At 71.9% G+C, this 24,046-nt stretch carries 21 protein-coding genes; 3 read left to right on the forward strand and 18 right to left on the reverse strand.

What is annotated here, in order from left to right:
• Positions 1 to 76 precede the first annotated feature (76 nt).
• Positions 77 to 1,387, reverse strand: coding sequence for a replication-associated recombination protein A (locus tag ACFYSC_RS34150; RefSeq protein WP_389969800.1), 1,311 nt, complete (start codon positions 1,385 to 1,387; stop codon positions 77 to 79).
• A gap of 117 nt (positions 1,388 to 1,504) precedes the next feature.
• Positions 1,505 to 2,050 (reverse strand): hypothetical protein, encoded by a 546-nt coding sequence (locus ACFYSC_RS34155; RefSeq protein WP_389969802.1) that lies wholly within the window; start codon positions 2,048 to 2,050, stop codon positions 1,505 to 1,507.
• A 223-nt stretch (positions 2,051 to 2,273) separates the two neighbouring features.
• Between ACFYSC_RS34155 and ACFYSC_RS34160 the strand changes: the two genes are divergently transcribed.
• Entirely contained in the window at positions 2,274 to 3,149 is an 876-nt protein-coding gene (locus ACFYSC_RS34160; RefSeq protein WP_389969804.1) for a peptidylprolyl isomerase, read from the forward strand.
• Positions 3,150 to 3,349: 200 nt separating this feature from the next.
• Here the strand turns inward: ACFYSC_RS34160 and aspS are convergent, their stop codons facing one another.
• The 3 genes from aspS to ACFYSC_RS34175 are packed head-to-tail and all read right to left on the reverse strand — an operon-like array spanning position 3,350 to position 7,065.
• A complete protein-coding gene (aspS, locus tag ACFYSC_RS34165) occupies positions 3,350 to 5,086 on the reverse strand; it encodes an aspartate--tRNA ligase (protein ID WP_389969806.1) in 1,737 nt (578 codons plus the stop codon).
• The gene (gene hisS / locus ACFYSC_RS34170) at positions 5,083 to 6,348 is read right to left on the reverse strand and encodes a histidine--tRNA ligase (RefSeq protein ID WP_362934315.1); all 1,266 of its coding nucleotides are present in this window, start codon (positions 6,346 to 6,348) and stop codon (positions 5,083 to 5,085) included. The genes aspS and hisS overlap by 4 nt, the downstream gene beginning before the upstream one ends.
• Before the next feature lie 3 nt (positions 6,349 to 6,351).
• Positions 6,352 to 7,065, reverse strand: a complete 714-nt coding sequence (locus tag ACFYSC_RS34175) for an MBL fold metallo-hydrolase (protein WP_362934312.1) — start codon at positions 7,063 to 7,065, stop codon at positions 6,352 to 6,354.
• Between the two features lie 148 nt (positions 7,066 to 7,213).
• Between ACFYSC_RS34175 and ACFYSC_RS34180 the strand changes: the two genes are divergently transcribed.
• Entirely contained in the window at positions 7,214 to 8,071 is an 858-nt protein-coding gene (locus ACFYSC_RS34180) for a peptidylprolyl isomerase (RefSeq protein ID WP_389969808.1), read from the forward strand.
• 38 nt (positions 8,072 to 8,109) lie between these two features.
• Entirely contained in the window at positions 8,110 to 9,360 is a 1,251-nt protein-coding gene (locus ACFYSC_RS34185) for a DUF349 domain-containing protein (RefSeq protein WP_389969810.1), read from the forward strand.
• Between the two features lie 174 nt (positions 9,361 to 9,534).
• Here ACFYSC_RS34185 and ACFYSC_RS34190 read toward each other — a convergent pair whose 3' ends face one another.
• The 13 genes from ACFYSC_RS34190 to ACFYSC_RS34250 all read right to left on the reverse strand — a co-directional run bounded on the left by ACFYSC_RS34190 (position 9,535) and on the right by ACFYSC_RS34250 (position 23,953).
• Positions 9,535 to 11,733 carry a bifunctional (p)ppGpp synthetase/guanosine-3',5'-bis(diphosphate) 3'-pyrophosphohydrolase gene (locus tag ACFYSC_RS34190; protein WP_362934303.1) on the reverse strand — a complete coding sequence of 733 codons (2,199 nt, stop codon included), beginning with the start codon at positions 11,731 to 11,733 and terminating at the stop codon, positions 9,535 to 9,537.
• A gap of 238 nt (positions 11,734 to 11,971) precedes the next feature.
• Complete coding sequence (locus ACFYSC_RS34195; protein WP_389969812.1) at positions 11,972 to 12,490, reverse strand: adenine phosphoribosyltransferase; 519 nt, start codon at positions 12,488 to 12,490, stop codon at positions 11,972 to 11,974.
• A 65-nt stretch (positions 12,491 to 12,555) separates the two neighbouring features.
• Entirely contained in the window at positions 12,556 to 13,611 is a 1,056-nt protein-coding gene (gene secF / locus ACFYSC_RS34200; RefSeq protein ID WP_389969814.1) for a protein translocase subunit SecF, read from the reverse strand.
• A complete protein-coding gene (gene secD / locus ACFYSC_RS34205) occupies positions 13,611 to 15,419 on the reverse strand; it encodes a protein translocase subunit SecD (RefSeq protein WP_389969816.1) in 1,809 nt (602 codons plus the stop codon). Before secD ends, secF begins: the two co-directional genes overlap by 1 nt.
• Positions 15,420 to 15,503: 84 nt before the next feature.
• The gene (gene yajC, locus ACFYSC_RS34210) at positions 15,504 to 15,878 is read right to left on the reverse strand and encodes a preprotein translocase subunit YajC (protein ID WP_362934291.1); all 375 of its coding nucleotides are present in this window, start codon (positions 15,876 to 15,878) and stop codon (positions 15,504 to 15,506) included.
• 228 nt (positions 15,879 to 16,106) lie between these two features.
• Entirely contained in the window at positions 16,107 to 17,168 is a 1,062-nt protein-coding gene (gene ruvB / locus ACFYSC_RS34215) for a Holliday junction branch migration DNA helicase RuvB (protein WP_362934288.1), read from the reverse strand.
• 13 nt (positions 17,169 to 17,181) lie between these two features.
• A complete protein-coding gene (ruvA, locus tag ACFYSC_RS34220) occupies positions 17,182 to 17,802 on the reverse strand; it encodes a Holliday junction branch migration protein RuvA (protein ID WP_362934285.1) in 621 nt (206 codons plus the stop codon).
• Complete coding sequence (gene ruvC / locus ACFYSC_RS34225; RefSeq protein ID WP_389969883.1) at positions 17,799 to 18,392, reverse strand: crossover junction endodeoxyribonuclease RuvC; 594 nt, start codon at positions 18,390 to 18,392, stop codon at positions 17,799 to 17,801. Before ruvC ends, ruvA begins: the two co-directional genes overlap by 4 nt.
• A 142-nt stretch (positions 18,393 to 18,534) precedes the next feature.
• The gene (gene eis / locus ACFYSC_RS34230; RefSeq protein WP_389969819.1) at positions 18,535 to 19,692 is read right to left on the reverse strand and encodes an enhanced intracellular survival protein Eis; all 1,158 of its coding nucleotides are present in this window, start codon (positions 19,690 to 19,692) and stop codon (positions 18,535 to 18,537) included.
• An 11-nt stretch (positions 19,693 to 19,703) separates the two neighbouring features.
• A complete protein-coding gene (locus ACFYSC_RS34235) occupies positions 19,704 to 20,987 on the reverse strand; it encodes a cation:proton antiporter (RefSeq protein WP_389969821.1) in 1,284 nt (427 codons plus the stop codon).
• Between the two features lie 217 nt (positions 20,988 to 21,204).
• A complete protein-coding gene (locus ACFYSC_RS34240; protein WP_362934276.1) occupies positions 21,205 to 21,957 on the reverse strand; it encodes a YebC/PmpR family DNA-binding transcriptional regulator in 753 nt (250 codons plus the stop codon).
• Between the two features lie 3 nt (positions 21,958 to 21,960).
• Positions 21,961 to 22,551 carry a pyridoxal 5'-phosphate synthase glutaminase subunit PdxT gene (gene pdxT, locus ACFYSC_RS34245; protein WP_362934273.1) on the reverse strand — a complete coding sequence of 197 codons (591 nt, stop codon included), beginning with the start codon at positions 22,549 to 22,551 and terminating at the stop codon, positions 21,961 to 21,963.
• 175 nt (positions 22,552 to 22,726) lie between these two features.
• Entirely contained in the window at positions 22,727 to 23,953 is a 1,227-nt protein-coding gene (locus tag ACFYSC_RS34250; RefSeq protein ID WP_389969823.1) for an MFS transporter, read from the reverse strand.
• Between the last annotated feature and the right edge of the window lie 93 nt (positions 23,954 to 24,046).

Consider the following 24,046-nt stretch of genomic DNA (forward strand, 5'->3'; position numbering starts at 1 on the left):
CGGGACCGGCGGACCGTGGCGGAGCGGGCCGTGGCAGGGCGGGCCGTGGCAGGGCGGCCGTACGGCGGGCGGTGCGCTACCGTCCGCGCAGGAAGGACCGGATCCGCGCCCAGCGGTCGGCGAAGCCGGCCTCGGCGCCGTGCCGGGTGGGCCGGTAGTAGCGGCGGTCGCGGATCTCGGCGGGGGCGTAGTCCTGGCGGACCAGGCCGTGCTCGAAGTCGTGGGGGTACTTGTAGCCCTCGCCGTGGCCGAGTTTCCCCGCGCCCGCGTAGTGGGAGTCGCGCAGGTGGGCGGGGACCTGGCCGATGTCGCCGCGCCGCACGTCCGCGGCGGCGGCGTCGACGGCGGTGATCACGGCGTTGGACTTGGGGGCCAGCGCGCAGTGGATCACGGCCTGGGCGAGGTTGAGCCGCCCCTCGGGGAGGCCGACGAACTCCACCGCCTGGGCCGCGGCCACCGCGACCTGCAGGCAGGTGGGATCGGCCATGCCGACGTCCTCGGAGGCGAAGATGACGATCCTGCGGGCGATGAACCGGGGGTCCTCGCCCGCCTCGACCATGCGGGCGAGGTAGTGCAGGGCGGCGTCGGCGTCGGAGCCCCGCATGCTCTTGATGAAGCCGCTGATCACGTCGTAGTGCTGGTCGCCCTGGCGGTCGTAGCGCACAGCGGCCTTGTCCACCGCGCGCTCCACCGTCTCGATGGTGATCTCGCCGTCGGCGATCAGCGCGGCGGCCTCCAGGTAGGTGAGGGAGCGGCGGGCGTCGCCGCCGGCCAGCCGTACGAGGTGGCCGGCCGCCTCCGGCGCCAGCGTCACCTTCCCGTCCAGGCCGCGCGGGTCGGCGACGGCGCGCTCCAGCACCTTTTCGACGTCGTCGTCGGACAGGGGTTCGAGCGTCAGCAGCAGCGAGCGTGACAGCAGCGGCGAGATGACGGAGAAGAACGGGTTCTCGGTGGTCGCCCCGATGAAGGTGACCCAGCGGTTCTCCACCGCGGGCAGCAGGGCGTCCTGCTGTGCCTTGTTGAAGCGGTGCACCTCGTCCACGAACAGGACCGTCTGCCGGCCCGACATGCCCAGTTCCCGGCGGGCCGACTCGATGGCCGCGCGGACCTCCTTGACGCCCGCCGACACCGCGGAGACCTCGACGAACCGGCGCTCGGTGGCGCCGGCGACGACGTAGGCGAGGGTGGTCTTGCCCGTGCCGGGCGGGCCCCACAGGAACAGCGACATCGGGGCCTCGGACTCGACGAGCCGGCGCAGCGGCGTGCCGGGGCCCAGCAGGTGGCGCTGGCCGATCACCTCGTCCAGGCCGCGCGGGCGCATCCGCACCGCCAGGGGCTCGTGGCCCCGATGGGCTTCCTCCGCCACCGAGTCGAACAGGCTGTCCACGCCTCGACAGTACCGTCAGGGCGCGCGGGCGACGGCCGGGGAGCCCCGGGACCGGGGAGCATCGGGAGGTGCCGGGGGTACGGTCGCCGAAGCCGCGGGCCCGGGGCGGAGCCCCGCTCAGTCCCCCCAGACGGCGACGGCGCCGCTGTGGCCGGCCCGCACCGCGTAGTAGCCCGCCACGACGGCCACGACCGCGGTGAGCACCGCGACGGACGTCGTCACCGCGCGGCCGCCGACACGGTGGCCGCCGTCGCCGTTTCCGTCGCCGTTTCCATTGCCGTTTCCGTCGCCGTTGCGATGGCCGCCGTCACCGGCGTTCCCGCCGCGGCGCACGAGGTAGAGGAGGACGAGCGAGAGCGCACCCAGCGCGAAGGCGGCGATCAGCAGGGGGTCGGCGAACTCCTCGTGCTCGGCGATGCGCTGGGCCAGCGGTCCTGTCGCCGAGGCGAAGCGCCGGTGCTCCAGCGACTCGCCGCTCTCCTTGGCGACGAAGGCTGCGGCCGGGGCGATCACCGCCAGCGCCGCCACCGCCCAGCCGAGCGCGGTGCGCGTACGGGGCGCCAGCCCGTAGACGACCGCCAGGACCGCCAGGACCGGGACCGCGATCACGGCGGCGTGGACGAGCAGGGGGTGGGCTGGCAGGCCGAGGATCTCGTCGAACATGTGGTGCTCCGGTCGTGGGGGTCGCCGCTCTGTCCGAGGCCGGACGCCGGCGTCGGAGATCGGAATCTATCGTGGGGAAGCTGCGCAACACAGCAGGACAAAGCACCTGATTTCCCACTTATCACCATCGTTAACCCTCGTCACTTACGTCCAGCACACCCGGGGGCCGGTACGCTTTCGGCCAGTCAGAGGTAATGAGACGGCAAACCTGGAGGACATAGCGGTGAGCGGCGAGGACCGCCAGAGCCAGCTGGCGCGGGAGCACAAGGAGCGGCAGGCTCAACGTGCCGAGCAGGCGACGGCCAAGGCGAAGCGGAACACCTTCATCGGCGCCGGTGTCGCCGTGGCCGTCGTCGCCGCGGGTGTGGTCGGCGTCGCGGCCTTCACGGGAGGAGACGATCCCGAGCCCGCGGCCGCCTCCTCCCCGGCCCCCTCGACCGCGGCGCCCCAGGCGACGCCGACCATCCCGGCCGCCGCCCCCGGCAAGGTGACCTGCACCTATCGCAAGGACACCAGCGGCGTGCCCGCCAAGAAGGTGGGCATGCCGCCGAGCAAGCCCGACCTCAAGCTCAAGACCATGACGATCGCCACCAACCAGGGTGACATCGTGATCGACCTGATGACGCAGCAGGCCCCCTGCGCCGTGAACTCCCTGGCGTTCCTGGCCGAGAAGAACTTCTACGACGGCACCAGGTGCCACCGCCTGGCCACCCCGGAGAACTCCGGCGTGGCCCTGCTGCAGTGCGGCGACCCGCAGGCCAAGGGCGACGGCAAGAACCCCACCGACGGCCAGGGCAGCTCGGGTTACGTCTTCGACGACGAGAACCTCGGCATGCCGTACGCCAAGGGCGTGGTCTCGCTGGCCCAGCCGGCGGACGCCTCCAACCAGAACGGCAGCCAGTTCTGGTTCTCGCTGGGCGACGAGAACACCCAGCTGGAGAAGGCGTACACGCCGTTCGGCACGGTCTCCAAGGGCATGGAGGTCCTGGAGAAGATCTCCCAGGGCGGCTGGATCACCAACCCCGACGACATCACCGGTGACGGCGGCTCCACCGCGCCCAAGCTCCCGGTGATCATCAAGAACGTGAAGGTCTCCTAGCGGGATCGGAGGGCCGGCGGCCGCCCCGCGCGGGGCGGCCGCCGTCGTCGTGAGAGCCCTCGGAGGCCGTACGGGCCCGGCGTCGCGACGCGGGAGGAACGGCCCGGGGAGATCCCGCCGGAGGGCCCGTACGGCCCCGCGCACGAGCAGGGCCCCGGACGGGTGATCCGTCCGGGGCCCTGCCGTGTGCCGCGCGGAGGTTACGCCTCGCCCTTGGGCTTGGCGTCCACCCCGGCCTCCTTGCGCTGCGCACCCGTGATCGGGGTGGGCGCGCCGGTCAGCGGGTCGAACCCGGAGGCCGTCTTCGGGAAGGCGATGACGTCGCGGATGGAGTCGCCGCCGGACAGCAGCATGCAGATGCGGTCCCAGCCGTAGGCGATGCCGCCGTGCGGCGGCGGGCCGTACTTGAACGCCTCCAGCAGGAAGCCGAACTTGCCCTCGGCCTCCTCCTTGGAGATGCCCAGCACGTCGAAGACGCGCTGCTGCATCTCGGCGCGGTGGATCCGGATGGAGCCGCCGCCGATCTCCATGCCGTTGCAGACCATGTCGTAGGCGTAGGCCAGCGCCTCGGCCGGATGGTCCTGGAAGTTGTCGGCCCACTCGGGCTTGGGACCGGTGAACGGGTGGTGCACCGCGGTCCAGCCGCCCTCGCCGTCCTCCTCGAACATCGGGGCGTCGACGACCCACAGGAAGCTCCACTGCGACTCGTCGATCAGCCCGCAGCGGCGGCCGATCTCCAGCCGGGCCGCGCCGAGCAGGTCGCGGGCCTCCGAGGGCTTCCCGGCCGCGAAGAAGACGGCGTCGCCGGGGGCGGCGCCGACCTTCCCGGCCAGGCCGGCGCTCTCGCTCTCCGAGAGGTTCTTGGCGACCGGGCCGCCGAGCGTGCCGTCCTCGCCGACGAGGACGTAGGCGAGGCCCTTGGCGCCGCGCGACCGGGCCCACTCCTGCCAGGCGTCGAGCTCCCGGCGGGTCTGGGAGCCGCCGCCCGGCATGACCACGGCGCCGACGTACGGGGCCTGGAAGACCCGGAAGGAGGTGGCGGAGAAGTACTCCGTCATCTCGACGAGCTCCTGGCCGAAGCGCAGGTCCGGCTTGTCGGAGCCGTAGCGCGACATGGCCTCGGCGTAGGTCATCCGGGGCAGCGGCGTCGGCAGCTCGTAGCCGGCGATCTCCTTCCAGACGCGGCCGATCAGCGCCTCGCCCAGCGCGATGACGTCGTCCTGGTCCACGAAGGACATCTCGACGTCGATCTGGGTGAACTCCGGCTGGCGGTCGGCGCGCAGGTCCTCGTCACGGAAGCAGCGGGCGAGCTGGTAGTAGCGCTCCATGCCGGCGACCATGAGGAGCTGCTTGAACAGCTGCGGCGACTGCGGCAGGGCGTACCAGCTGCCCGGCTGCAGGCGGACCGGGACCAGGAAGTCGCGGGCGCCCTCGGGCGTGGAGCGGGTGAGCGTCGGGGTCTCGATGTAGTTGAACCCGTGCTCGTGCATCACCTCGTGGGCGAGGTAGGTGGCCCGGGAGCGGACCCGCAGGGCCTGCGCGACCTGCGGGCGGCGGATGTCGAGGTAGCGGTGCTTGAGCCGGGCCTCCTCCGAGACGCCCGCGGCGCCCTCGACCGGGAACGGCAGCGGCGCGGCCTCGCTGAGCACCTCGACCCGGGAGGCGACGACCTCGATCCCGCCGGTCGGCAGGTCGGGGTTCTCGTTGCCCTCGGGACGGACCCGCACCTCGCCGACGACCTTGACGCAGTACTCGGCGCGCAGGCCGTGCGCGTCGTCCTCCTCGCGGAAGACCACCTGGGAGGAGCCGGAGGCGTCGCGCAGGTCGATGAAGACCACGCCTCCGTGGTCGCGGCGGCGCGCCACCCACCCGGCCAGCGTCACCTGCTCGCCCGCGTGCTCCTTGCGCAGTGATCCCGCTTCGTGCGTGCGGATCATTTCCTCAGTCTCTCCTTCAGAGTCTCGACGATCTCAGCGAGCGGCACGGCGGTCTGGTCACCGCTGGCCATGTCCTTGACCTGGGCGGACCCGGCCGCGAGATCACGCTCGCCGAGGATCACGGCGTAGCCCGCGCCCGACCGGTCGGCGCCCTTCATCGCGCCCTTGAGGCCCTTGCCCCCGAACGACATGTCGGCGTCGAGGCCCGCGCGGCGCAGCTCGGTGATGAGCAGGAACATCCGGCGGCGCGCCTCCTCACCCAGCGGCACACCGTACACCTGCACGCGGGAGGCGGCCTCCCCGGCTCCGAGCAGCCCCTCGGCCTCCATGGCCAGGACGGTGCGGTCGACGCCCAGCGCCCAGCCGACGCTCGGCAGGGCCGGGCCGCCGAGCATCTCGCTCAGGCCGTCGTAGCGGCCGCCGCCGCCCACCGCCGACTGCGAGCCCAGCCCGTCGTGGACGAACTCGAAGGTGGTGCGCGTGTAGTAGTCGAGCCCGCGGACCAGCCTCGGGTCGTCGGCGTAGGTCACGCCGGAGGCGGTCAGCAGCGCGCGGACCTCCTCGTGGTAGGTCTTGCAGGCCTCGCACAGGTGGTCGACGACCAGGGGGGCGCCGGCGAGCTGCGCCTGCACCTCGGGCCGCTTGTCGTCGAGCACGCGCAGCGGGTTGATCTCGACGCGCTGCCTGGTGGCCTCGTCGAGGTCGAGCGCGCGCAGGAAGTCCTGCAGCGCCGCGCGGTAGGCGGGACGGCACTCCCGGCAGCCCAGCGTGTTCAGCAGCAGCCGCACGCCCGTCAGCCCCAGGCCGGCGTAGCCGTCGGCGGCCATCACGATCAGCTCCGCGTCGAGCGCCGGGTCCTCCGCGCCCAGCGCCTCGGCGCCGACCTGCCAGAAGTGGCGGTAGCGGCCCTTCTGGGCCCGCTCGTAGCGGAACTGGCTGCCGGAGTACCAGAGCTTCACCGGCAGCTGGCCGTTGTGCAGGCCGTGCTGGAGGACCGCCCGCACGACCGAGGCGGTGCCCTCCGGCCGCAGCGTGAGGGAGCGGCCGCCCTTGTCGGCGAAGGTGTACATCTCCTTGGAGACGATGTCGGTGGACTCGCCCACCCCGCGGACGAACAGCGCGGTGTCCTCGAAGACGGGGGTCTCGACGTAGCCGTAGCCGGCGCGGCGGACCGGGGCGGTCAGCGCCTCACGTACGGCGAGCGCCACCTCCGAACGGGGTGGAAGCCAGTCAAAGGTGCCCTTCGGCGCCTGCAGAGTCATCTCTTATAGTCCCCTGGTGGGTCCCGCTCCCGGCGCCGTCCCGGCCCGCCCGGCGAGCTCCGCCAGATACGGGTTGGTGGCGCGTTCGCGGCCGATCGTGGTCTGTGGTCCGTGGCCCGGCAGGACCACCGTGTCGTCCGGCAGCGGCAGGCACTTGGCCGCCAGGCTGCGCAGGATCGTCGGGTGGTCGCCGCCCGGGAGGTCGGTGCGGCCGATGGAGCCGGCGAACAGCAGGTCGCCCGAGAACATCACGTCCGGGATCTCCCCGGAGGCGGGCAGCCTGAAGGTCACCGACCCCCTGGTATGGCCGGGGGCGTGGTCGACCGTGATCTCCATGCCCGCCAGCTCCAGCGCCTGACCGTCGGCCAGCTCGCGGACGTCGTCGGGCTCGGTGAAGGTCAGCCCGCCGAAGAACTGCTGCCTGGCCGCGAGCGGCAGCCCCTTGCCGGGGTCGGACAGCAGGTCGCGGTCCTCGGGGTGGATCCACGCGGGGACGTCGCGGGCGCCGCAGACGGGGGCGACCGACCACATGTGGTCGACGTGCCCGTGGGTGAGCAGCACCGCGACCGGCCGCAGCCGGTGCTCGCGCAGCACGTCGTCGAGGTCGGCGACCGCGTTCTGCCCGGGATCGACGACCACGCACTCCTCGCCGGCGGCGGGAGCCACGACGTAGCAGTTGGTCTGGAACGACCCGGCGGGAAAGCCGGCGATGAGCATCTGCCTCAGCCGATCTCGTCAAGAATACGGATGGGAATGTAACCGAAGGGTACCGGTGCGGGTCGCCGGGCTGCGAACCATCACCCTTTGGCCGATACGATTCGCCCACCTCAATAAGTAACACTCCGGCACTCGGGAGGGCGAAGCGGTGAGCGGCAAGGACCGCCAGAAGCAGCTGGCACGCGAGCACTACGAGCGGCAGATGAAGCGGCGCACCGAGCGTGAGACCAGGGCGAAGCGCGTCGCGGTCATCGGCACCACCGCCGGGGTCGTGCTGGTGGTGGGCGGTGTGGTCGCCGCGATCGCCCTGATCGGGGGCGGTGACTCGGACGCCACCTCCGCCGCGTCGGCGTCGGGGAGCCCCAGCCCCGCCACGAGCGCGAGCGAGGGCCCCAAGCCCGCCGCCTTCGACCCGGCGACCGGCACCTGCGGCTACGTCCCCGACACCGAGGGGGCGGCGAAGAACGTCGGCATGCCGCCGGCCAAGGTGGACACCTCGCCCAAGGCGATGACGCTGAAGACGAACCGTGGCGACATCGTGATCCAGGTGTCGGCCGACAAGACCCCGTGCACGGTCAACTCCTTCGCCTTCCTGGCGAAGAAGGACTACTTCAACGGTTCCAAGTGCCACCGGCTGGGCTCCGAGCAGTTCCCGGTGCTGCAGTGCGGCGACCCCCTCGCCAAGGCCGACGGCAAGAGCCAGACCGACGGCCAGGGCGGGCCGGGGTACCGTTTCGTCAACGAGAACCTCGACGGCGCCAAGTACACCCGCGGCGTCGTGGCCATGGCCAACAGCGGCGCCGACACCAACGGCAGCCAGTTCTTCATCGTGTACGGCGACACCCAGCTCCCCCCGAACTACACGCCGTTCGGTACGGTCACGAAGGGAATGGAGATCATCGACGAGGTGAACAAGGGAGGCGTCATCACGCCGGGACCCGACGGCACCGGGGCTCCGAAGGAAACCGTCGAAATCAAAAACGTGACAATGTCCGGCAAGAGCTGACGTAATACAACCAAGATGCGGTTAGCCTCGAAAGGCTGATGAAAGTGCGGGAGGACACGGTGAGCACCGACCCGTGGGGCCGGGTAGACGACGACGGCACCGTCTACGTGCGTACGGCTGAGGGAGAACGGGCCGTCGGGTCCTGGCAGGCCGGCGAGCCGGAAGAGGCACTCGCCTACTTCCATCGCAAGTTCGACGAGCTGGCCGGGCAGGTCATGCTGCTGGAGCAGCGGGTCCGCGGCACCGACCTGCCACCGGCCCAGGCGGAGGCGACAATCGTCAAGCTGCGTGAGGCGATCACCGGCGCGCACGCCGTCGGCGACCTCGACGCGCTGCTGGGCCGCCTGAACGCCCTCACGGAGACGGTCGCCCAGCGCCGCGAGGAGGTCAAGGCCGCGCGCGACGTGGCCCGAGCCGAGGCCAGGGCGGTCAAGGAGCGCATCGTCGGCGAGGCCGAGCGGATCGCCGAGGACACCACGCACTGGAAGAGCGGCGGCGAACGGCTGCGCCAGCTCATCGAGGAGTGGAAGACCGCCGAGCGCATCGACCGGGTGACCGAGGCCGCGCTCTGGAAGCGGCTGTCGGCCGCCCGGACGGCCTTCGCCAAGCGGCGCAAGGCGTACTTCGCCGGGCTGGACGAGCAGCGGGAGGGCGTGCGCTCCACCAAGGAGCAGATCGTCACCGAGGCGGAGGCGCTGGCCTCCTCCGACGACTGGGGCGGGACGGCCGCCGCCTACCGCGAGCTGATGCGGCAGTGGAAGGCCGCGGGCCGGGCCTCCCGCGAGGTCGAGGACGAGCTGTGGGGCCGGTTCAAGGCCGCCCAGGACCAGTTCTTCCAGGCCCGCTCGGCGGTCTTCGCCGAGCGCGACGCCTCGCTCGCGGCCAACGCCGAGGTCAAGGAGCAGCTCCTGGCCGAGGCGGAGAAGATCCTGCCGGTCTCCGACGCCCGGTCGGCCAGGGCGACCCTGCGGGGCCTCCTGGAGCGCTGGGAGGCCGCCGGTCCGGTCCCCCGGGAGCAGCGCGACCGCCTGGAGGGCGGTCTGCGCCGCATCGACGAGGCGGTCCGCAAGGCCGAGGAGGCGGAGTGGAAGCGCTCCAACCCCGAGGCCCGCGCCCGCGCCCAGAACACGGTCGACCAGCTCCACCGGTCGATCGAGCAGCTTGAGGCCCGCCTGGCCAAGGCCAGGGCTGCGGGCCGGGACAAGGACGTCAAGGACGCCGAGGAGGCCCTGGAAGCCCGTCGTTCCTGGCTGGAGGAGGCCGAGCGCACGCTCGCCGAGTTCTCCTGACCTCCCGCACGGCACGTGACCGGGTGTCCCCGCGCGGGGCGCCCGGTTCGGCTGTACGGGCCCCCGTCCGCGTGACAGAGCCCGAGCGGGCCCGTCAGGTCGGCTCGTGCCCGTGCGACGGCCCGGGGCCGGCTCCCTCTCCGCGCCCGGGACGGACACGCCCCGGGGCGGCGGTCAGGAGCCGGCGCCGCTCACCCGGTAGACGTCGTAGACGCCGGGGATGTTGCGCACCGCCTTCAGGACGTGCCCGAGGTGCTTGGGGTCGGCCATCTCGAAGGTGAACTTGCTGATCGCCACCCGGTCGCGGGACGTCGTGACCGACGCCGACAGGATGTTCACGTGCTGGTCCGACAGGGTGCGGGTGACGTCCGACAGCAGCCGCGGCCGGTCGAGCGCCTCGACCTGGAGCGCCACCAGGAACACCGAGTCGCTCCCCGACGCCCAGGACACCTCCACCAGCCGGTCCGGCTGGGTCTTCAGCTGATCCCCGTTGGGGCAGTTGGTGCGGTGCACCGACACTCCGTGCCCGCGGGTGACGAAACCGAGGATGTCGTCGCCGGGCACCGGGGTGCAGCAGCGCGACAGGCGCACCCACACGTCGGAGTCGCCCGCGACCACCACGCCCGCGCCGCCGCTGCCGCCGCGGGGACGGCCCCGCAGCTTCGTCGGCACCGAGACCTCGGCGATGTCCTCCTCGGCGCCGTCCACTCCCCCGACGGAGTGCACGAGCTTCTGCACGACCGCCTGGGCGGCGATGTGGCCCTCGCCGACGGCCGCGTACAGGGCGGAGACGTCGGGGTAACGCAGGTCCCTGGCGAGGGTCAGCAGCGACTCCCCCGACATCAGGCGCTGCAGCGGCAGCCCCTGCTTGCGCATGGCCCGGCCGATGGCCTCCTTGCCCGCCTCGATCGCGGTCTCGCGGCGCTCCTTGGAGAACCACTGCCGGATCTTGTTGCGGGCCCGGCCCGACTTGACGAACTTCAGCCAGTCACGCGAGGGACCGGCGTCCGGCGACTTGGAGGTGAAGATCTCCACCGTGTCGCCGTTGCCCAGCCGCGACTCCAGCGGCACCAGGCGGCCGTTGACCCGGGCGCCGATACAGCGGTGACCGACCTCGGTGTGCACGGCGTAGGCGAAGTCGACCGGCGTCGCCCCCTCGGGCAGGGCGATCACCTGGCCCCGCGGGGTGAAGACGTACACCTCCGAGACCGACAGGTCGAACCTGAGCGACTCCAGGAACTCGCCGGGGTCGGCGGTCTCCTTCTGCCAGTCGAGGAGCTGGCGCAGCCAGGCCATGTCGCTGGCGGGCTTCAGCTTCGTCCCCGGGGCGCCGGAGGCCGTCATGTCCTCCTTGTACTTCCAGTGCGCGGCCACGCCGTACTCGGCCCGGTGGTGCATGGAGTGGGTGCGGATCTGCAGTTCCACCGGCTTGCCCTCGGGGCCGATGACCGTGGTGTGCAGCGACTGGTACATGTTGAACTTGGGCATCGCGATGTAGTCCTTGAACCGGCCGGGCACCGGGTTCCATCGCGCGTGGATCGTTCCGAGGGCGGCGTAGCAGTCGCGGACCGTGTCGACCAGCACCCGGATGCCCACCAGGTCGTAGATGTCGTCGAAGGCGACGTCGCGCGCGATCATCTTCTGGTAGACCGAGTAGTAGTGCTTGGGCCGGCCCTTGACCACCGCGCGGATCTTGGCCTCGCGCAGGTCCTTGGAGACGCTCTCGATGACCTCCTGCAGGAACAGGTCACGGCGCGGGGCCCGCTCCGACACCATGCGGGCGATCTCGTCGTAGCGCTTGGGGTAGAGCATGGCGAACGCGAGGTCCTCCAGCTCCCACTTGATCGTGTTCATGCCCAGCCGGTGCGCGAGCGGAGCGAAGATCTCCAGGGTCTCGCGGGACTTCTGCTGCCGCTTGTGCTCGGGCAGGTAGCGCATGGTCCGCATGTTGTGCAGCCGGTCGGCGAGCTTGATCACCAGGACCCGGATGTCCCGCGACATCGCCACGACCATCTTGCGGACGGTCTCGGCCTGGGCGGCGTCACCGAACTTGACCTTGTCGAGCTTGGTGACGCCGTCGACCAGCAGCGCGATGTTGTCGCCGAAGTCGGCCCGCAGCTCGTCCAGGCCGTAGGCGGTGTCCTCGACGGTGTCGTGCAGCAGCGCGGCGCACAGGGTCTCGTCGTCGGTGCCCAGCTCGGCCAGGATCGTCGCCACCGCCAGGGGGTGGGTGATGTACGGGTCCCCGCTCTTGCGCTTCTGATCACGGTGGTGGTAGGCCGCCACGTCGTAGGCACGCTCAAGGAGCCGCAGGTCCGCCTTCGGATGCGTCGCGCGGACCGTGCGGAACAACGGCTCCAGCACCGGATTCATGGCGCCACTCCATTGCCCCCCAAAGCGTGCGATCCTGCGTCGTACGGCAGGCTTCTCCTCGGTGGCTCCGGACATGGGGGAACCGGCACCGCCTGCCGGGGCGGCCTCCTCGGGCCCGCCTCCATCGGCGGTCACGTCGGGAACGACCACATCACGGGGCACTCAGACTCCTCACGTTCGAGTCCAGATCCTCCAGTGTATCCAGACATGTCAGGAACCCTGCCCCACCGGGGTCGGATCAGACGATCACCAGGGAACGGACTTCGACGTCGTCGAGTCGTTCCCGCCCGTTGAGGAAGGCCAGTTCCATGAGCACGGCGATGGCGACGACCTCGGCGCCCGCCCTGCGGACCAGCTCCACCGCCGCACGCGCCGTGCCGCCGGTGGCGAGCACGTCGTCGACGATCAGGACCCGCTCGCCGGGGGCGAAGGCGTCCCGGTGCACCTCGATGACAGCGGAGCCGTACTCCAGATCGTAGGACTCCTCAAGCGTTTCCGCAGGAAGTTTGCCTTTCTTGCGTACCGGGACGAACCCCGCGGCCGCCTTGTGCGCCACCGGGGCGGCCAGGATGAACCCGCGGGCCTCGATACCGACGATCTTGTCCACCCGGTACGCGCCGGCCAGCTCGTCCACCACGGCGGCGAACGCCTCGGGGTCGGCGAGCAGGGGGGTGATGTCCTTGAAGACCACGCCCGGCTGGGGATAGTCGGGCACGTCGCGGATCCGGCCGAGGATGAGGGTGCGCAGGTCGCTCATGTCACTTCCTTATGAAAACGCCTCCGCTCCCGGGGGACGGGAGCGGAGGCGCCATCTGGGTGGGTTTACTTCTTCTTGCGCTTGTCGCCGTCGGCCACGGAGCCGGCCGAGCCGGAGCCGTTGGCCGCCGCCGCCGCGACCGGCTGGCGGGCGCCCTTGACGGGGGCGGTCCCGGTGCCGCGGCTCGCGACCCGGCGGGCGATCGCCTGGTAGCGCGGCTCGCGCTCCTTCAGCGTCACCAGCAGCGGCGTCGCCACGCACAGCGAGGAGTAGGTACCGACGATCATGCCGACGAACAGGGCCAGCGACAGGTCCTTCAGCGTGCCCGCGCCGAACAGCGTGGTGCCGATGAACAGGATCGCCGCGACCGGCAGGATCGCCACCAGGGTGGTGTTCAGCGACCGGATCAGCGTGTGGTTCAGCGCGTTGTTGGCCGCCTCGGTGTAGGTCATCTTGGAGGTCGTGCCGAGCTTGGCGGTGACCTCCTTGATCATGTCGAAGACGACGACCGCGTCGTACAGCGAGTATCCGAGGATGGTCAGGAAGCCCAGCAGGGTCGCCGGGGTGACCTCGAAGCCGGACCAGGCGTACACGCCGGCGGTGATGACAAGGTCGTGGAAGAGCGCCACGATGGCCGACAGCGCCATCTTCCACTCGAAGGCCACCGTCAGGTACAGGATGATCGCCAGCATGAAGACGATCAGGCCGATGACGGCCTTGTTGGCCACCTGGCCGCCCCACGAGCCGCCGATGACCTGGACGGTGACGTCGTTCTGCCCCAGGCCGTAGTCGTCCGCCGCGGCCTTCTGGGTCTTGGTGACCTCCTGGGCCGGCAGGCTCTCGGTGGTGACCCTCCAGCCGTTGTTGGTCTCCTGGACGATGACCTGGTGCGCCCCGGCGTCCTCGAAGGTGCCGCGCACCTGCTCGATGGTCGCCGAGGGGGCCTTGAAGGAGAAGACCGAGCCGCCCTTGAACTCCACGCCGAGGTTCAGGCCGTTGACGATCAGGCCGACGATGGAGATGGCCAGGAGGAGGGCCGACAGGCCGTACCAGAGCTTTCTGCGGCCGACGAAGTCGACGTTGACCTCGCCGCGGTACAGCCGGCGCGCGATGCCGGACATCAGGCCTCCTGCGGAACGGTCGGGGCGGCGGGGCTCTGGCTCATGCGCTCGGCGTCGAGGCCGGAGAGCTTGTGGCCCTTGGCGAAGAACTTCCTCCTGGCGAGGAGCGCGACGAACGGCTTGGTGAACATGAACACCACCACGATGTCGATGAGCGTGGTCAGGCCCATCGCGAACGCGAAGCCGGCCACACCGCCGACGGCCAGGAAGTACAGCACCACGGCGGCGATGAACATGACCGCGTCGGCGATCAGGATCGTGCGCCGGGCTCGGGCCCACGCGACCTCGACGGCGGCCCGCAGCGAGCGGCGGCCCTCCTTCATCTCGTCGCGGATGCGTTCGAAGTAGACGATGAACGAGTCCGCGGTGATGCCGATCGAGACGATGAGGCCGATGATGTGCGGCAGCGACAGGCGGAAGCCCGCGGTGGCGCCGAGGACGACCACCGACTCGTAGGTCAGGATCGTGGCGACCACGAGGCTCAGCACCGAGACGATGCCCAGGCCGCGGTAGTAGAGCAGCGAGTAGACCAGCACGAGCCCGAGGCCGATCGCGCCGGCGATCAGGCCGCCGCGCAGCTGGTCGGCGCCCAGGGTCGAGGAGACCTCCTCGATGGAGTCCGTCTTGAACTTCAGCGGCAGCGCGCCGTACTTGAGCTGGTTGGCCAGCTCGTCGGCGGTCACCTGGGTGAAGTTGCCGGAGATCTGGGCCCGGCCGCCGGTGATGGGCTCCTGGATGACCGGCGCGGAGATCACCACGCCGTCCAGCACCATCGCGACCTGGTTGCGCGGCGGCTGGGAGTTGAAGGCGGTGGTGGTGACCTTCGACCACTGCTGCGGGCCCTGGCCCTTGAAGGAGAGCTGGACGAGCCACTCGCCGGTGGTCTGGTCGACGCCGGAGGTGGCCTTGTCGATCGAGGTGCCGGTGACGGCGGCCTTGTCGAGGATGTACTTGGCCGAGCCGTCCTGGCTGCAGCCGACGTACTGCTGGTCCGGCGCGTCCTGGGCGCCCTGGCCCTTGTCCTTGGCGCAGTCGAGCGTCTTGAACCGTTCGAGGGCCTTGGGGTCGACGCCGGTGGTGTCGACGCCGGCCAGCGGGTCGTTCGCCGCGGGCGGGGTCGCGCTGGGGCTCGGGGTGGCGGACGGGGCCGCGGCGTTCCTGGCCGCCCGGCGCGCGGCCCGGTCGGCGGCCTTGTCGCCGTCCTCGGCCTTGTCCGCGTTCTTCGCCTTGTCACCGTCGCGCGCGGCCTTCTTCGCCCCCGCCTCGGCGGAGGGGGTCGCCGACGGGTCCGGAGCGGTCAGCGCCGACGACAGGGCCCGGCCGGTGGGCGAGGCGCTCGGGCTGGACTGGGCGGTGCTCGTCGGGGCCGGCGTCGAGCCCGTGCCACCGTCGGTGGCCTTGCCGTCCGACGGGGCGGTGGACGGCGTCGGCGCCTGGGTGGGCATCTGCCCCGGGGGCGCGGGCGAGCCCTCCCCCACCGCCAGCACCTGGCGGAAACGCAGCTCCGCGGTGGTGCCGACCAGCTTGACGACTTCCTCCTGGCCGGCTCCGGGGACGGAGATGACGATGTTGTCACCGGACTTGACGACCTCGGCGTCGGAGATGCCGTTGCCGTTCACCCGGTCACGGATGATGTTCACGGCCAGGTCGAGGCTCTCCTGGGAGGGAGCCCCGCCGTTGGGCGTGACGGGCGTCAGCGTCACCGTGGTGCCGCCTGCGAGGTCGAGGCCATACTCGGGGGTGAACGCCTTGTTGAGGGCCATCACCCCGCCCATGGCGAGAATGAGTGCCAGAAGTGCCAGGAGCATGCGCCCCGGCTTGCTCTGGCCGCTGGTCGGTCGGGCCACTGGTCGTCAGTTCTTTCGGCTATAGGGGATGGATGGCGAGCCTGCTCACTTCTGCTGCGAGTCCTGGTTGTCGCTCTTCGGCTGAACGGTCTCCACCTCATTGTCCTCCACGACGCCCGCGGACTCGACGTCATCGGAGGCGGTGTCGTCGACCGGGGTCAGGACGCGGCCGATCGCGGCCTTGACCCACCGGGTCTCGACGCCGGGGGCGACCTCCAGGATCACGTCGTCGGCGTCGATGGCCGTGACGGTCGCGAACAGGCCGGTCGTCGTCATGACGCGGGCTCCCGGGGCCAGGGAGTTCTGCATCTGGGCCTGCTCCTGCTGCCGCTTGCGCTGCGGCCGGATGAGCAGGAAGTAGAACACCACGACCATCAACGCGATCATGATGAGGCTTGAGTAACCGCTGCTGCCGCCCATGGGGCCGCTCCTTACGCTCAGAAATGACCGGCGTGGCGCCGGACGTCGTATAACGGGCACGCCGCTCAGCACGTCAGCCTACACAGCCAGCCAAGCCACGGAGTTTAGGCGAGCTGTTAGGAGCGCGGCAACGAACCCACGAACGGGCTCCGAAGGAAGTTCCCATTTCGATATCGTTGTCATCGATCTGTGATTGACCCCGCGGAGTTTCCCTCTGCAATCCCAACGTCACATCGAGCCCGGGTCATCCCCGAGATCAGCGGACGCCGGCGGGGCGCCGAAGGCGTCCGGCGGCGGGACGAGCCCCAGGTGGAGCCATGCCGCGGCGGTCGCCACCCGGCCGCGGGGGGTGCGGGCCAGCAGCCCCTGGCGCACCAGGAACGGCTCGGCCACCACCTCGACCGTCTCGGGCTCCTCGCCGACCGCGACCGCGAGGGTGGACAGGCCGACCGGGCCGCCGCCGAACTTGCCCAGCAGCGCGGTGAGGACCGCCCGGTCGAGCCGGTCGAGCCCCTCGGCGTCGACCTCGTAGAGGTTCAGCGCCGCCGCGGCGACGTCGCGGGTGACGACGCCGTCGGACCGCACCTCCGCGAAGTCGCGGACCCGGCGCAGCAGGCGGTTGGCGATGCGGGGCGTGCCGCGGGAGCGCCCGGCGATCTCGCGGGCGGCGTCGCCGGGCAGCTCCAGGCCGAGCAGCGCCGCCGAGCGGTGCAGCACCAGCTCCAGCTCACCGGCGTCGTAGAAGTCCATGTGGGCGACGAACCCGAACCGGTCGCGCAGCGGCGCGGGCAGCAGGCCGGCCCGGGTGGTGGCGCCGACCAGGGTGAACGGGGCGACCTCCAGCGGGATCGCGGTGGCCCCGGGCCCCTTGCCCACCACGATGTCCACCCGGAAGTCCTCCATCGCGAGGTAGAGCATCTCCTCGGCGGGGCGGGCCATCCGGTGGATCTCGTCGATGAACAGCACCTCGCCCTCCGACAATGTGGAGAGGATGGCCGCGAGGTCACCGGCCCGCTCCAGCGCCGGCCCGGAGGTGATCCGGATGGGGGCCGACAGCTCGGTGGCGATGATCATGGCGAGGGTGGTCTTTCCGAGACCGGGGCCGCCGCTCATCAGCACGTGGTCGGGCGGCCGGTTGCGCCGCAGCGCGCTCTGCAGCACCAGCGACAGCTGCTCGCGCACCCGCGCCTGGCCGATGAACTCCTCCAGCCGCTTGGGCCGCAGCGCGGCCTCGACCAGCCGCTCGTCGCCCTCGGCGTCGGCCGAGACGAGTTCCCGCTCGAAGCTCACGGCGTCTCCCCCCTCACCGCACGCTCAGCACGCGCAGCGCGGCCTTGAGCAGCGCCGCCACCTGGGGCGCGCGGCCCTGGGCCGTCTCGGCGTCGGCCTGGGGCGCGACGAGCGCGACGGCCTCGTCGGCGTCCTTGGCCGAGTATCCCAGCCCGACCAGGCCGGAGTGGACCTGCTCGCGCCAGGCGGGGACGGCCGGGCCGCCGTTGAGGGCGGCGCTGACGGCCTCCTCGGGTGTGCCGAGCTTGTCCTTGAGGTCGACGATGATCCGCTGGGCGCCCTTGGGGCCCACCCCGGGGACCCGGGTCAGCGCCTTGACGTCGGCGGCGGCCACGGCCATCCGCAGCGCGTTGGGCGTGTGCACGGCGAGCATCGCCAGCGCGACCTTCGGGCCGACCCCGCTGGCCGCCTGGAGCAGCTCGAAGATCCTCCGCTCGTCGTCGTCGGCGAAGCCGTACAGCGTGAGGGACTCCTCGCGCACCACCAGCGAGGTGGCCAGCCGGGCCTCCTCCCCCACGCGCAGCGCCGCCAGTGTGCCGGGCGTGCAGTGCACCAGCACGCCGACGCCGCCGACCTCGACCACCGCTCCGTCGGGGGCGATCGCGGCCACCCGTCCTCGCACCGAGGCGATCACTTCGTCGTTCCTCTCGAGTATCCGGCGGGCCTGCCCCGCCCGCGGAAGTACGCGGCGGCGGTGACCCCGCCGCCCGCGCCGGTGGCCCGCGCGGCCGCCTCGGCCAGTCTGTTCTGGGCGCCGCCCCGCCAGACGTGGCAGATGGCCAGGGCGAGCGCGTCGGCGGCGTCGGCGGGCTTGGGCATGGCGTCGAGCCGCAGCAGCCTGGTCACCATGGTGCCGACCTGGCGTTTGTCGGCCGTGCCGCTGCCGGTGATCGCGGCCTTGACCTCCGACGGGGTGTGCAGCGCCACCGGCAGCCCACGGCGGGAGGCGCACAGGATCGCCACCGCCGACGCCTGGGCGGTGCCCATGACGGTGCGCAGGTTGTGCTGGGCGAAGACGCGCTCCACGGCCACGGCGTCCGGCTCGATCTCGTCGAGCCAGCGCTCGATGCCGGCCTCGATCGCCACCAGCCGGGCGCCGATCTCGTCGTCGGCGGGGGTGCGCATCACCCCGACCTTGACCAGGCGGAGCGGCGCCCCGGGGCGCCCCTCGACCGCTCCGAGCCCGCACCGCGTCAGCCCCGGATCGACCCCCATCACCCGCAGTTCGGGCAACCGCACCGGCACGCCTTCCGCTCGCCGAACACCTGTTCGGTGCCCGACTCTACCGTCTGCGGGCAGGGCGCGCACGGCCATCGAACCGCCCTCGCCGCCGTCACCGTCCCACCCCGTCCCGTGGCCGGCGCGCTCAGAACGAGTCGGTCATGTACGGCCGGGCGTGGAAGGCCGCGTCGAGGGCGTCGTCGGCGTCCGCCGGCCCGGTGAGGAGGCCCGCGCGGCGCAGGGTGGCGGCCGGCACGCCCGCGAACAGCGCGGAGAGGCCCCCGGCGGTGAGGGCGGGGGCCGTCCCCGGGATGGTCCCGGCGGGCTGGGCCGTACCGGAGCCGCCGGAGACCGCCAGATGCCAGGGCCCGGAGGAGGCGGGCCGCTCGGGGTCGTCGACGTGGACCACGACGTCGAGGGTGACGCCCGCCGGGAACCCGCGCCCGGCGACGGCCGCCGCCGGGTCCACCACGCGGAACATCCAGCGGCTCTGCGCGACCTCGTCGTTCACCCGCTCGCCGAGCAGCCAGAACACCGGGTCGTCGGGGGCGACGACCGCGCGGACCTTCTTGGCGACGGAGGACGAGGAGCCGACCAGCGCCCACAGCGCCCTGGCCGTGGCCTCCGAGCCGGCGACCAGGCCGGTGACCGCGATGTCGGGGCCGTCCCAGCCGTAGGCCACGAAGCCGTCCTCGGCCAGGTAGACGAAGTCGCGGGTGCTCTCCAGCCACCGGCGCACGTCCGCCTCGCTCCGGCGGACCGGCCCGGAGGCGCGGGTGGCGGCGTGGACGCGCCCGATGACCTCGCCCAGCGCGCGGGCGTCCCCGGGGCCGGTACGGCGGAGCGGGACGTCGCCGGTCGTGCGGATCGAGCGCAGCCCCTCGGTGGGCAGCACGGCCCGGTGCAGGGCCCCGGCGTGCTCCCAGCCGAGCGAGCGGTAGATGCGGGTGGTGGCGGGGTACAGTGCCGAGACCGGCAGCCTCAGCGCGGCGCAGCGGTCCAGGGCGGCCCGCATGATCATCCGTCCGACGCCGCGGCCCCGGTCCTCGGGGGCGACGGTGACCGAGGCGATGCCGCCCATGGGCAGCGGCCTGCCGTGCCACCACTGGGTGAAGTCCTCGATGCGGGTCGTGGCGACGAGGCGGGCGCCGTCGAAGGCGCCGAGGTATCTGCCCTCCTCCACGGCGGGCAGGACGCCGCGCCGCCAGGGCTCCGCCTCGCCCTCCGGGACGGGCCCGAAGGCCCGGACACGGTTGTCCAGCGCCGCGTCGAGATCGCCGGCGGTCAGCTCACGTATTTCCACGGTCCCCCAACCTAGGCCGTGCGCTCCGGGGAGCGCTCATCGGCCCCGTCCGGCTCCTGGTGGCCGCGCAGGCGGTCCAGGCGCGTCATCACCGGGGTCGCCGTGACACCGTGCAGCACCAGGGAGGCCAGCACGGTGAAGGCCACCACCGCCCACAGCTCCTCCGCGGGCACGCCGAAGTCGGCCTGGCCGAGGGCGTAGGCGAGGTAGAACAGCGAGCCGATGCCCCGGATGCCGAAGAAGGCCATCACGCCGCGCTCGCGCGGCCCCGGCCGGCCGCCGAGCGTGGCGAGCCACCCGGTCAGCGGGCGGATCACCAGCAGCAGGAGCAGGCCGACCGCCGCGCCCCGCCAGGTGAGCGCGGCCAGGCCGCCGGTGGCCACGAACCCGCCGAGCAGCAGGATCAGCCAGGCGGTGAACAGCCGCTCGATCTGCTCGATGAAGCCGTGCAGGACGGCGTTGTAGCCGTGCGTGCGCTCGGCGGCCCTGATCGTGCAGGCGGTCACGAACACCGCGATGAAGCCGTAGCCGTGCACCAGCTCGGTCAGGCCGTAGGCGAGGAAGGTCGCGGCCAGCGCCACGAAGCCGTCGCGATGCTCGGCGAGCCGCAGGTCGGAGACCTGGGCGCGGAAGAACAGCCGGCCCAGCGCCTTGCCGGCCAGCAGGCCGCCCACGACGCCCGCCCCGCACCGGTAGAGCAGGTCCACCAGCACCCACTCCCCGGTCCATTCCAGGCCGCCGCCCGCCGCCGCCAGCGCGATCGCGGCGAACACCAGGGGGAAGGCCAGGCCGTCGTTGAGCCCGGCCTCGGAGGTGAGGGTGAAGCGGACCTCGTCGTCGTCGGTCTCGGAGTCGACGGGCTCGCCGACCTGCACGTCGGAGGCGAGCACCGGGTCGGTCGGCGCGAGCACCGCGCCCAGCAGCAGCGCGGCGGCCCACGGCCAGCCCAGCAGGCCGTGGACGGCCAGCGTGACGGCGCCGACGGTCAGCGGGAGTGTCCAGCCCAGCAGCCGCCAGGTGGAGGTCCAGCGGCGCGGCTCGAAGGGCCGGTTGATCGCCAGCCCGGCGCCCATCAGCGAGATGAGGACGCAGATCTCGGTGGCGTGCTCCAGCAGCGCCCGGTGTGCCACCGGGTCGGGCTCGGGCAGGTCCAGGGGCAGGAGGTAGAGCAGCGCGCCGCCGATCAGGCAGGCCAGCGGCAGCGAGAAGGCACGCCGGTTGAGCAGGCGCGGCAGGATCGCCGCGAACAGGGCGGCGACGCCCGCCACGGCGAAGATGAGGTCAGGGTTCGGCATCGTAGGGCGGCATATGCCCTCATTTATTTAGGTAAACCGAAGGCCGCGCTTTTCCGGGGAACCTCATGGGAAGCCCATGGATCCACCCGTGTACGGCCACGCGTCCGGGCGGGCGCCGCCCCGGACACGGGAGCGCGCGGGAGGGGCCCCGGGCGGCCGTACGCCCGCCTCCGCGGTACGGCGGGACGGGCGTACGGCGAAGGCGGCGGGCGGCCGGTCAGGCGTCCAGCTTCTCCATGACGTCGTCGGAGACGTCGAAGTTGGCCCAGACGTTCTGCACGTCGTCGCTGTCCTCCAGGGCGTCGATCAGCCGGAAGACCTTGCGCGCGCCGTCCTCGTCGAGCGGGACGTTCATCGTCGGCAGGAAGCTCGACTCGGCCGAGTCGTAGTCGATCCCGGCGTCCTGCAGGGCCTTGCGGACCGGGACGAGGTCGCCGGCCTCGGAGACGACCTCGAACTGGTCACCCAGGTCGTTGACCTCCTCGGCGCCCGCGTCGAGGACCGCGACCAGCACGTCGTCCTCGGTCAGCGAGCCCTTGGGGACGAGCACGACGCCCTTGCGGTTGAACATGTAGGACACCGAGCCGGGGTCGGCCAGGGAGCCGCCGTTGCGGGTCAGCGCCACGCGGACCTCGGAGGCGGCGCGGTTGCGGTTGTCGGTCAGGCACTCGATCAGCACGGCGACGCCGCCGGGGGCGTAGCCCTCGTACATGATGGTCTGCCAGTCGGCGCCGCCGGCCTCCAGACCGCCGCCGCGCTTGCGGGCGCGCTCGATGTTGTCCAGCGGGACCGAGCTCTTGCGCGCCTTGGTGATGGCGTCGTACAGCGTCGGGTTGCCGTCCGGGTCGGGACCACCGGTCCGGGCCGCGACCTCGATGTTCTTGATGAGCTTGGCGAACAGCTTGCCGCGCTTGGAGTCGAGCGCGGCCTTCTTGTGCTTGGTCGTCGCCCATTTGGAGTGGCCGGACATCGACTAGAGCTCCCTCACCATCTCAACGAAGTATGAATGCACATCGCAGCCCCCGGTGAGCTCCGGGTGGAAGGACGTGGCCAGCAGAGGCCCCTGACGGACCGCGACGATCCTATCCCCAGCTTCGGCCCGGGCCAGCACGTCGACATCGGAACCGACCGATTCCACCCAGGGGGCGCGGATGAAGACCGCCCGCAGCGGGCCCATGCCCGCGAAGTCGATGTCGGACTCGAAGGAGTCGACCTGGCGGCCGAAGGCGTTGCGCCGGACCACCATGTCGATGCCGCCGATGGTCTGCTGGCCCTCGATGCCGCCCTCGATCCGGTCGGCCAGCATGATCATGCCAGCGCAGGAGCCGTAGGCGGGCATGCCGTCCTTGATCCTCGCCCGGAGCGGCTCAAGCAGCTCGAAGGTGTCGGCGAGCTTCCACATCGTGGTGGACTCCCCTCCCGGGACGACCAGCGCGTCGACCGCCTCCAGTTCCTCGGGGCGCCGTACGGCCACGGCCCTGGCGCCCGCCTGCTCCAGGCAGCGCGCGTGCTCGCGGACGTCTCCCTGCAGGGCGAAGACACCGATCGTCGGGGCGATGGTCACCGATGGTCCTTTCGAGGGGCTCGTGATGCGGTTCAAGCGTATGGCCACCCCGCGGACCGCCCCAAACCGGCCGATCCGCGGGCGGGGCGGGGCGGGGCGGGCGCGGGGCCCGCCGTGCCCCGCCGTGCCCACGCCGTACGGCCGGGCCCCGGTTCCGTTTCCGGCCTCGCCGGGGTCAGGCGGCCGACAGGTCGCGGGCGGCGTGACCGGCGTGACCGGCGTCCATCCGCGTGAGGCTCGCCAGATGGTGGCGCCTGCCGTACAGGAAGGCCACGCCGACCAGGCAGCAGACCGCGCCCAGGCAGTACGGCACGGGCGCGCCGATCTCCTCGCCCAGCTTGGTCACGATGTAGGGCGCGATGGCCCCGCCCGTCCAGCGGACGAAGTTGTAGCCGGCCGAGGCGACGGGCCGGGGCGCGTCGGACACCTCCATGGCGGCCTCGGTGAACACGGTGTTGTTCAGCCCGGCCGGGATGCCGCACAGCACGACGCAGACGACGACGCCCGCGCGCAGGCCGGTCGCGCTGAACAGGGCGATGCCCGCCTGCAGGACGGCGAGCGTCCCCAGGGACAGGTACAGCACCCGCACCGAGCCGATCCTGCGGCTCATGGCCGGGGCGGCGAAGACCGAGGCGAGCGCCACGAGGACGCCCCAGCCGAAGAACACCGCGCCGATGCCGTAGGCCGACATGCCGAGGATGAACGGGGTGAAGGCCAGGATGGTGAAGAAGGCGAAGTTGTAGAAGAACGCGGTGAAGGCGGTGGTGGACAGTCCGCCGTGGGCCAGGGCGCGCAGCGGGTCGCTGAGGCGGGTCTTCACCGCGGGCCGGGGCGTGTCCCTCAGCAGGGTCGCGATGAAGACGAACCCGACGGCCATCAGGGTCGCGGTGCCGAAGAAGGGACCGCGCCAGTTCCAGTCGCCGAGGAGGGCGCCGGCCAGCGGGCCCATCAAGATGCCCAGGCCGAGGGCGGCCTCGTACAGGATGATCGCGGCCTCGGCGCCGCCGCTGGCCGCGCCGACGATGACCGCGAGGGCGGTGGCGACGAACAGGGCGTTGCCCAGCCCCCAGCCGGCGCGGAAGCCGATGAGCGCGCCGACGCTGTCCGAGGTGCCGGACAGGCCGGCGAAGACGACGACCAGGAACAGGCCGAGCAGCAGGGTGCGCTTGCCGCCGATCCGGCTGGAGACCCAGCCGGTGACGAGCATCGCCACGGCGGTGACCAGGAAGTAGCTGGTGAACAGCAGGGAGACCTGGCTGGGGCCGGCGTTCAGGTTCTCGGCGATGGAGGGCAGGATCGGGTCGACCAGGCCGATGCCCATGAACGCGACCACCGCGGCGAAGGCGGTGGCCCACACCGACATCGGCTGGCGGAGGATTCCACCCGGACTCTGCGAGGACATGGGAGTGGCTCCTTGAGGGGAACTTGAGGGAAGGAGGCCGGCCGGGTCACGGCCGGTCGGGGACGTGGGATCGCCTGCGGGACCGCGCGGGAT

It is taken from the genome of Streptosporangium sp. NPDC004379 (assembly GCF_042873875.1).
GTDB lineage: Bacteria > Actinomycetota > Actinomycetes > Streptosporangiales > Streptosporangiaceae > Streptosporangium.

Bases quoted from the DNA above. Each gene is read 5' to 3' on its own strand.
- secD (WP_389969816.1), bottom strand. From the start codon at position 15,419: ATGCTCCTGGCACTTCTGGCACTCATTCTCGCCATGGGCGGGGTGATG.
- ACFYSC_RS34240 (WP_362934276.1), bottom strand. From the start codon at position 21,957: ATGTCCGGCCACTCCAAATGGGCGACGACCAAGCACAAGAAGGCCGCG.
- yajC (WP_362934291.1), bottom strand. From the start codon at position 15,878: ATGGGCGGCAGCAGCGGTTACTCAAGCCTCATCATGATCGCGTTGATG.
- ACFYSC_RS34235 (WP_389969821.1), bottom strand. From the start codon at position 20,987: ATGCCGAACCCTGACCTCATCTTCGCCGTGGCGGGCGTCGCCGCCCTG.
- ACFYSC_RS34190 (WP_362934303.1), bottom strand. From the start codon at position 11,733: ATGAATCCGGTGCTGGAGCCGTTGTTCCGCACGGTCCGCGCGACGCAT.
- ACFYSC_RS34155 (WP_389969802.1), bottom strand. From the start codon at position 2,050: ATGTTCGACGAGATCCTCGGCCTGCCAGCCCACCCCCTGCTCGTCCAC.
- ACFYSC_RS34250 (WP_389969823.1), bottom strand. From the start codon at position 23,953: ATGTCCTCGCAGAGTCCGGGTGGAATCCTCCGCCAGCCGATGTCGGTG.
- hisS (WP_362934315.1), bottom strand. From the start codon at position 6,348: ATGACTCTGCAGGCGCCGAAGGGCACCTTTGACTGGCTTCCACCCCGT.
- ACFYSC_RS34185 (WP_389969810.1), top strand. From the start codon at position 8,110: ATGAAAGTGCGGGAGGACACGGTGAGCACCGACCCGTGGGGCCGGGTA.
- aspS (WP_389969806.1), bottom strand. From the start codon at position 5,086: ATGATCCGCACGCACGAAGCGGGATCACTGCGCAAGGAGCACGCGGGC.
- secF (WP_389969814.1), bottom strand. From the start codon at position 13,611: ATGTCCGGCATCGCGCGCCGGCTGTACCGCGGCGAGGTCAACGTCGAC.
- ACFYSC_RS34175 (WP_362934312.1), bottom strand. From the start codon at position 7,065: ATGCTCATCGCCGGCTTTCCCGCCGGGTCGTTCCAGACCAACTGCTAC.
- ACFYSC_RS34195 (WP_389969812.1), bottom strand. From the start codon at position 12,490: ATGAGCGACCTGCGCACCCTCATCCTCGGCCGGATCCGCGACGTGCCC.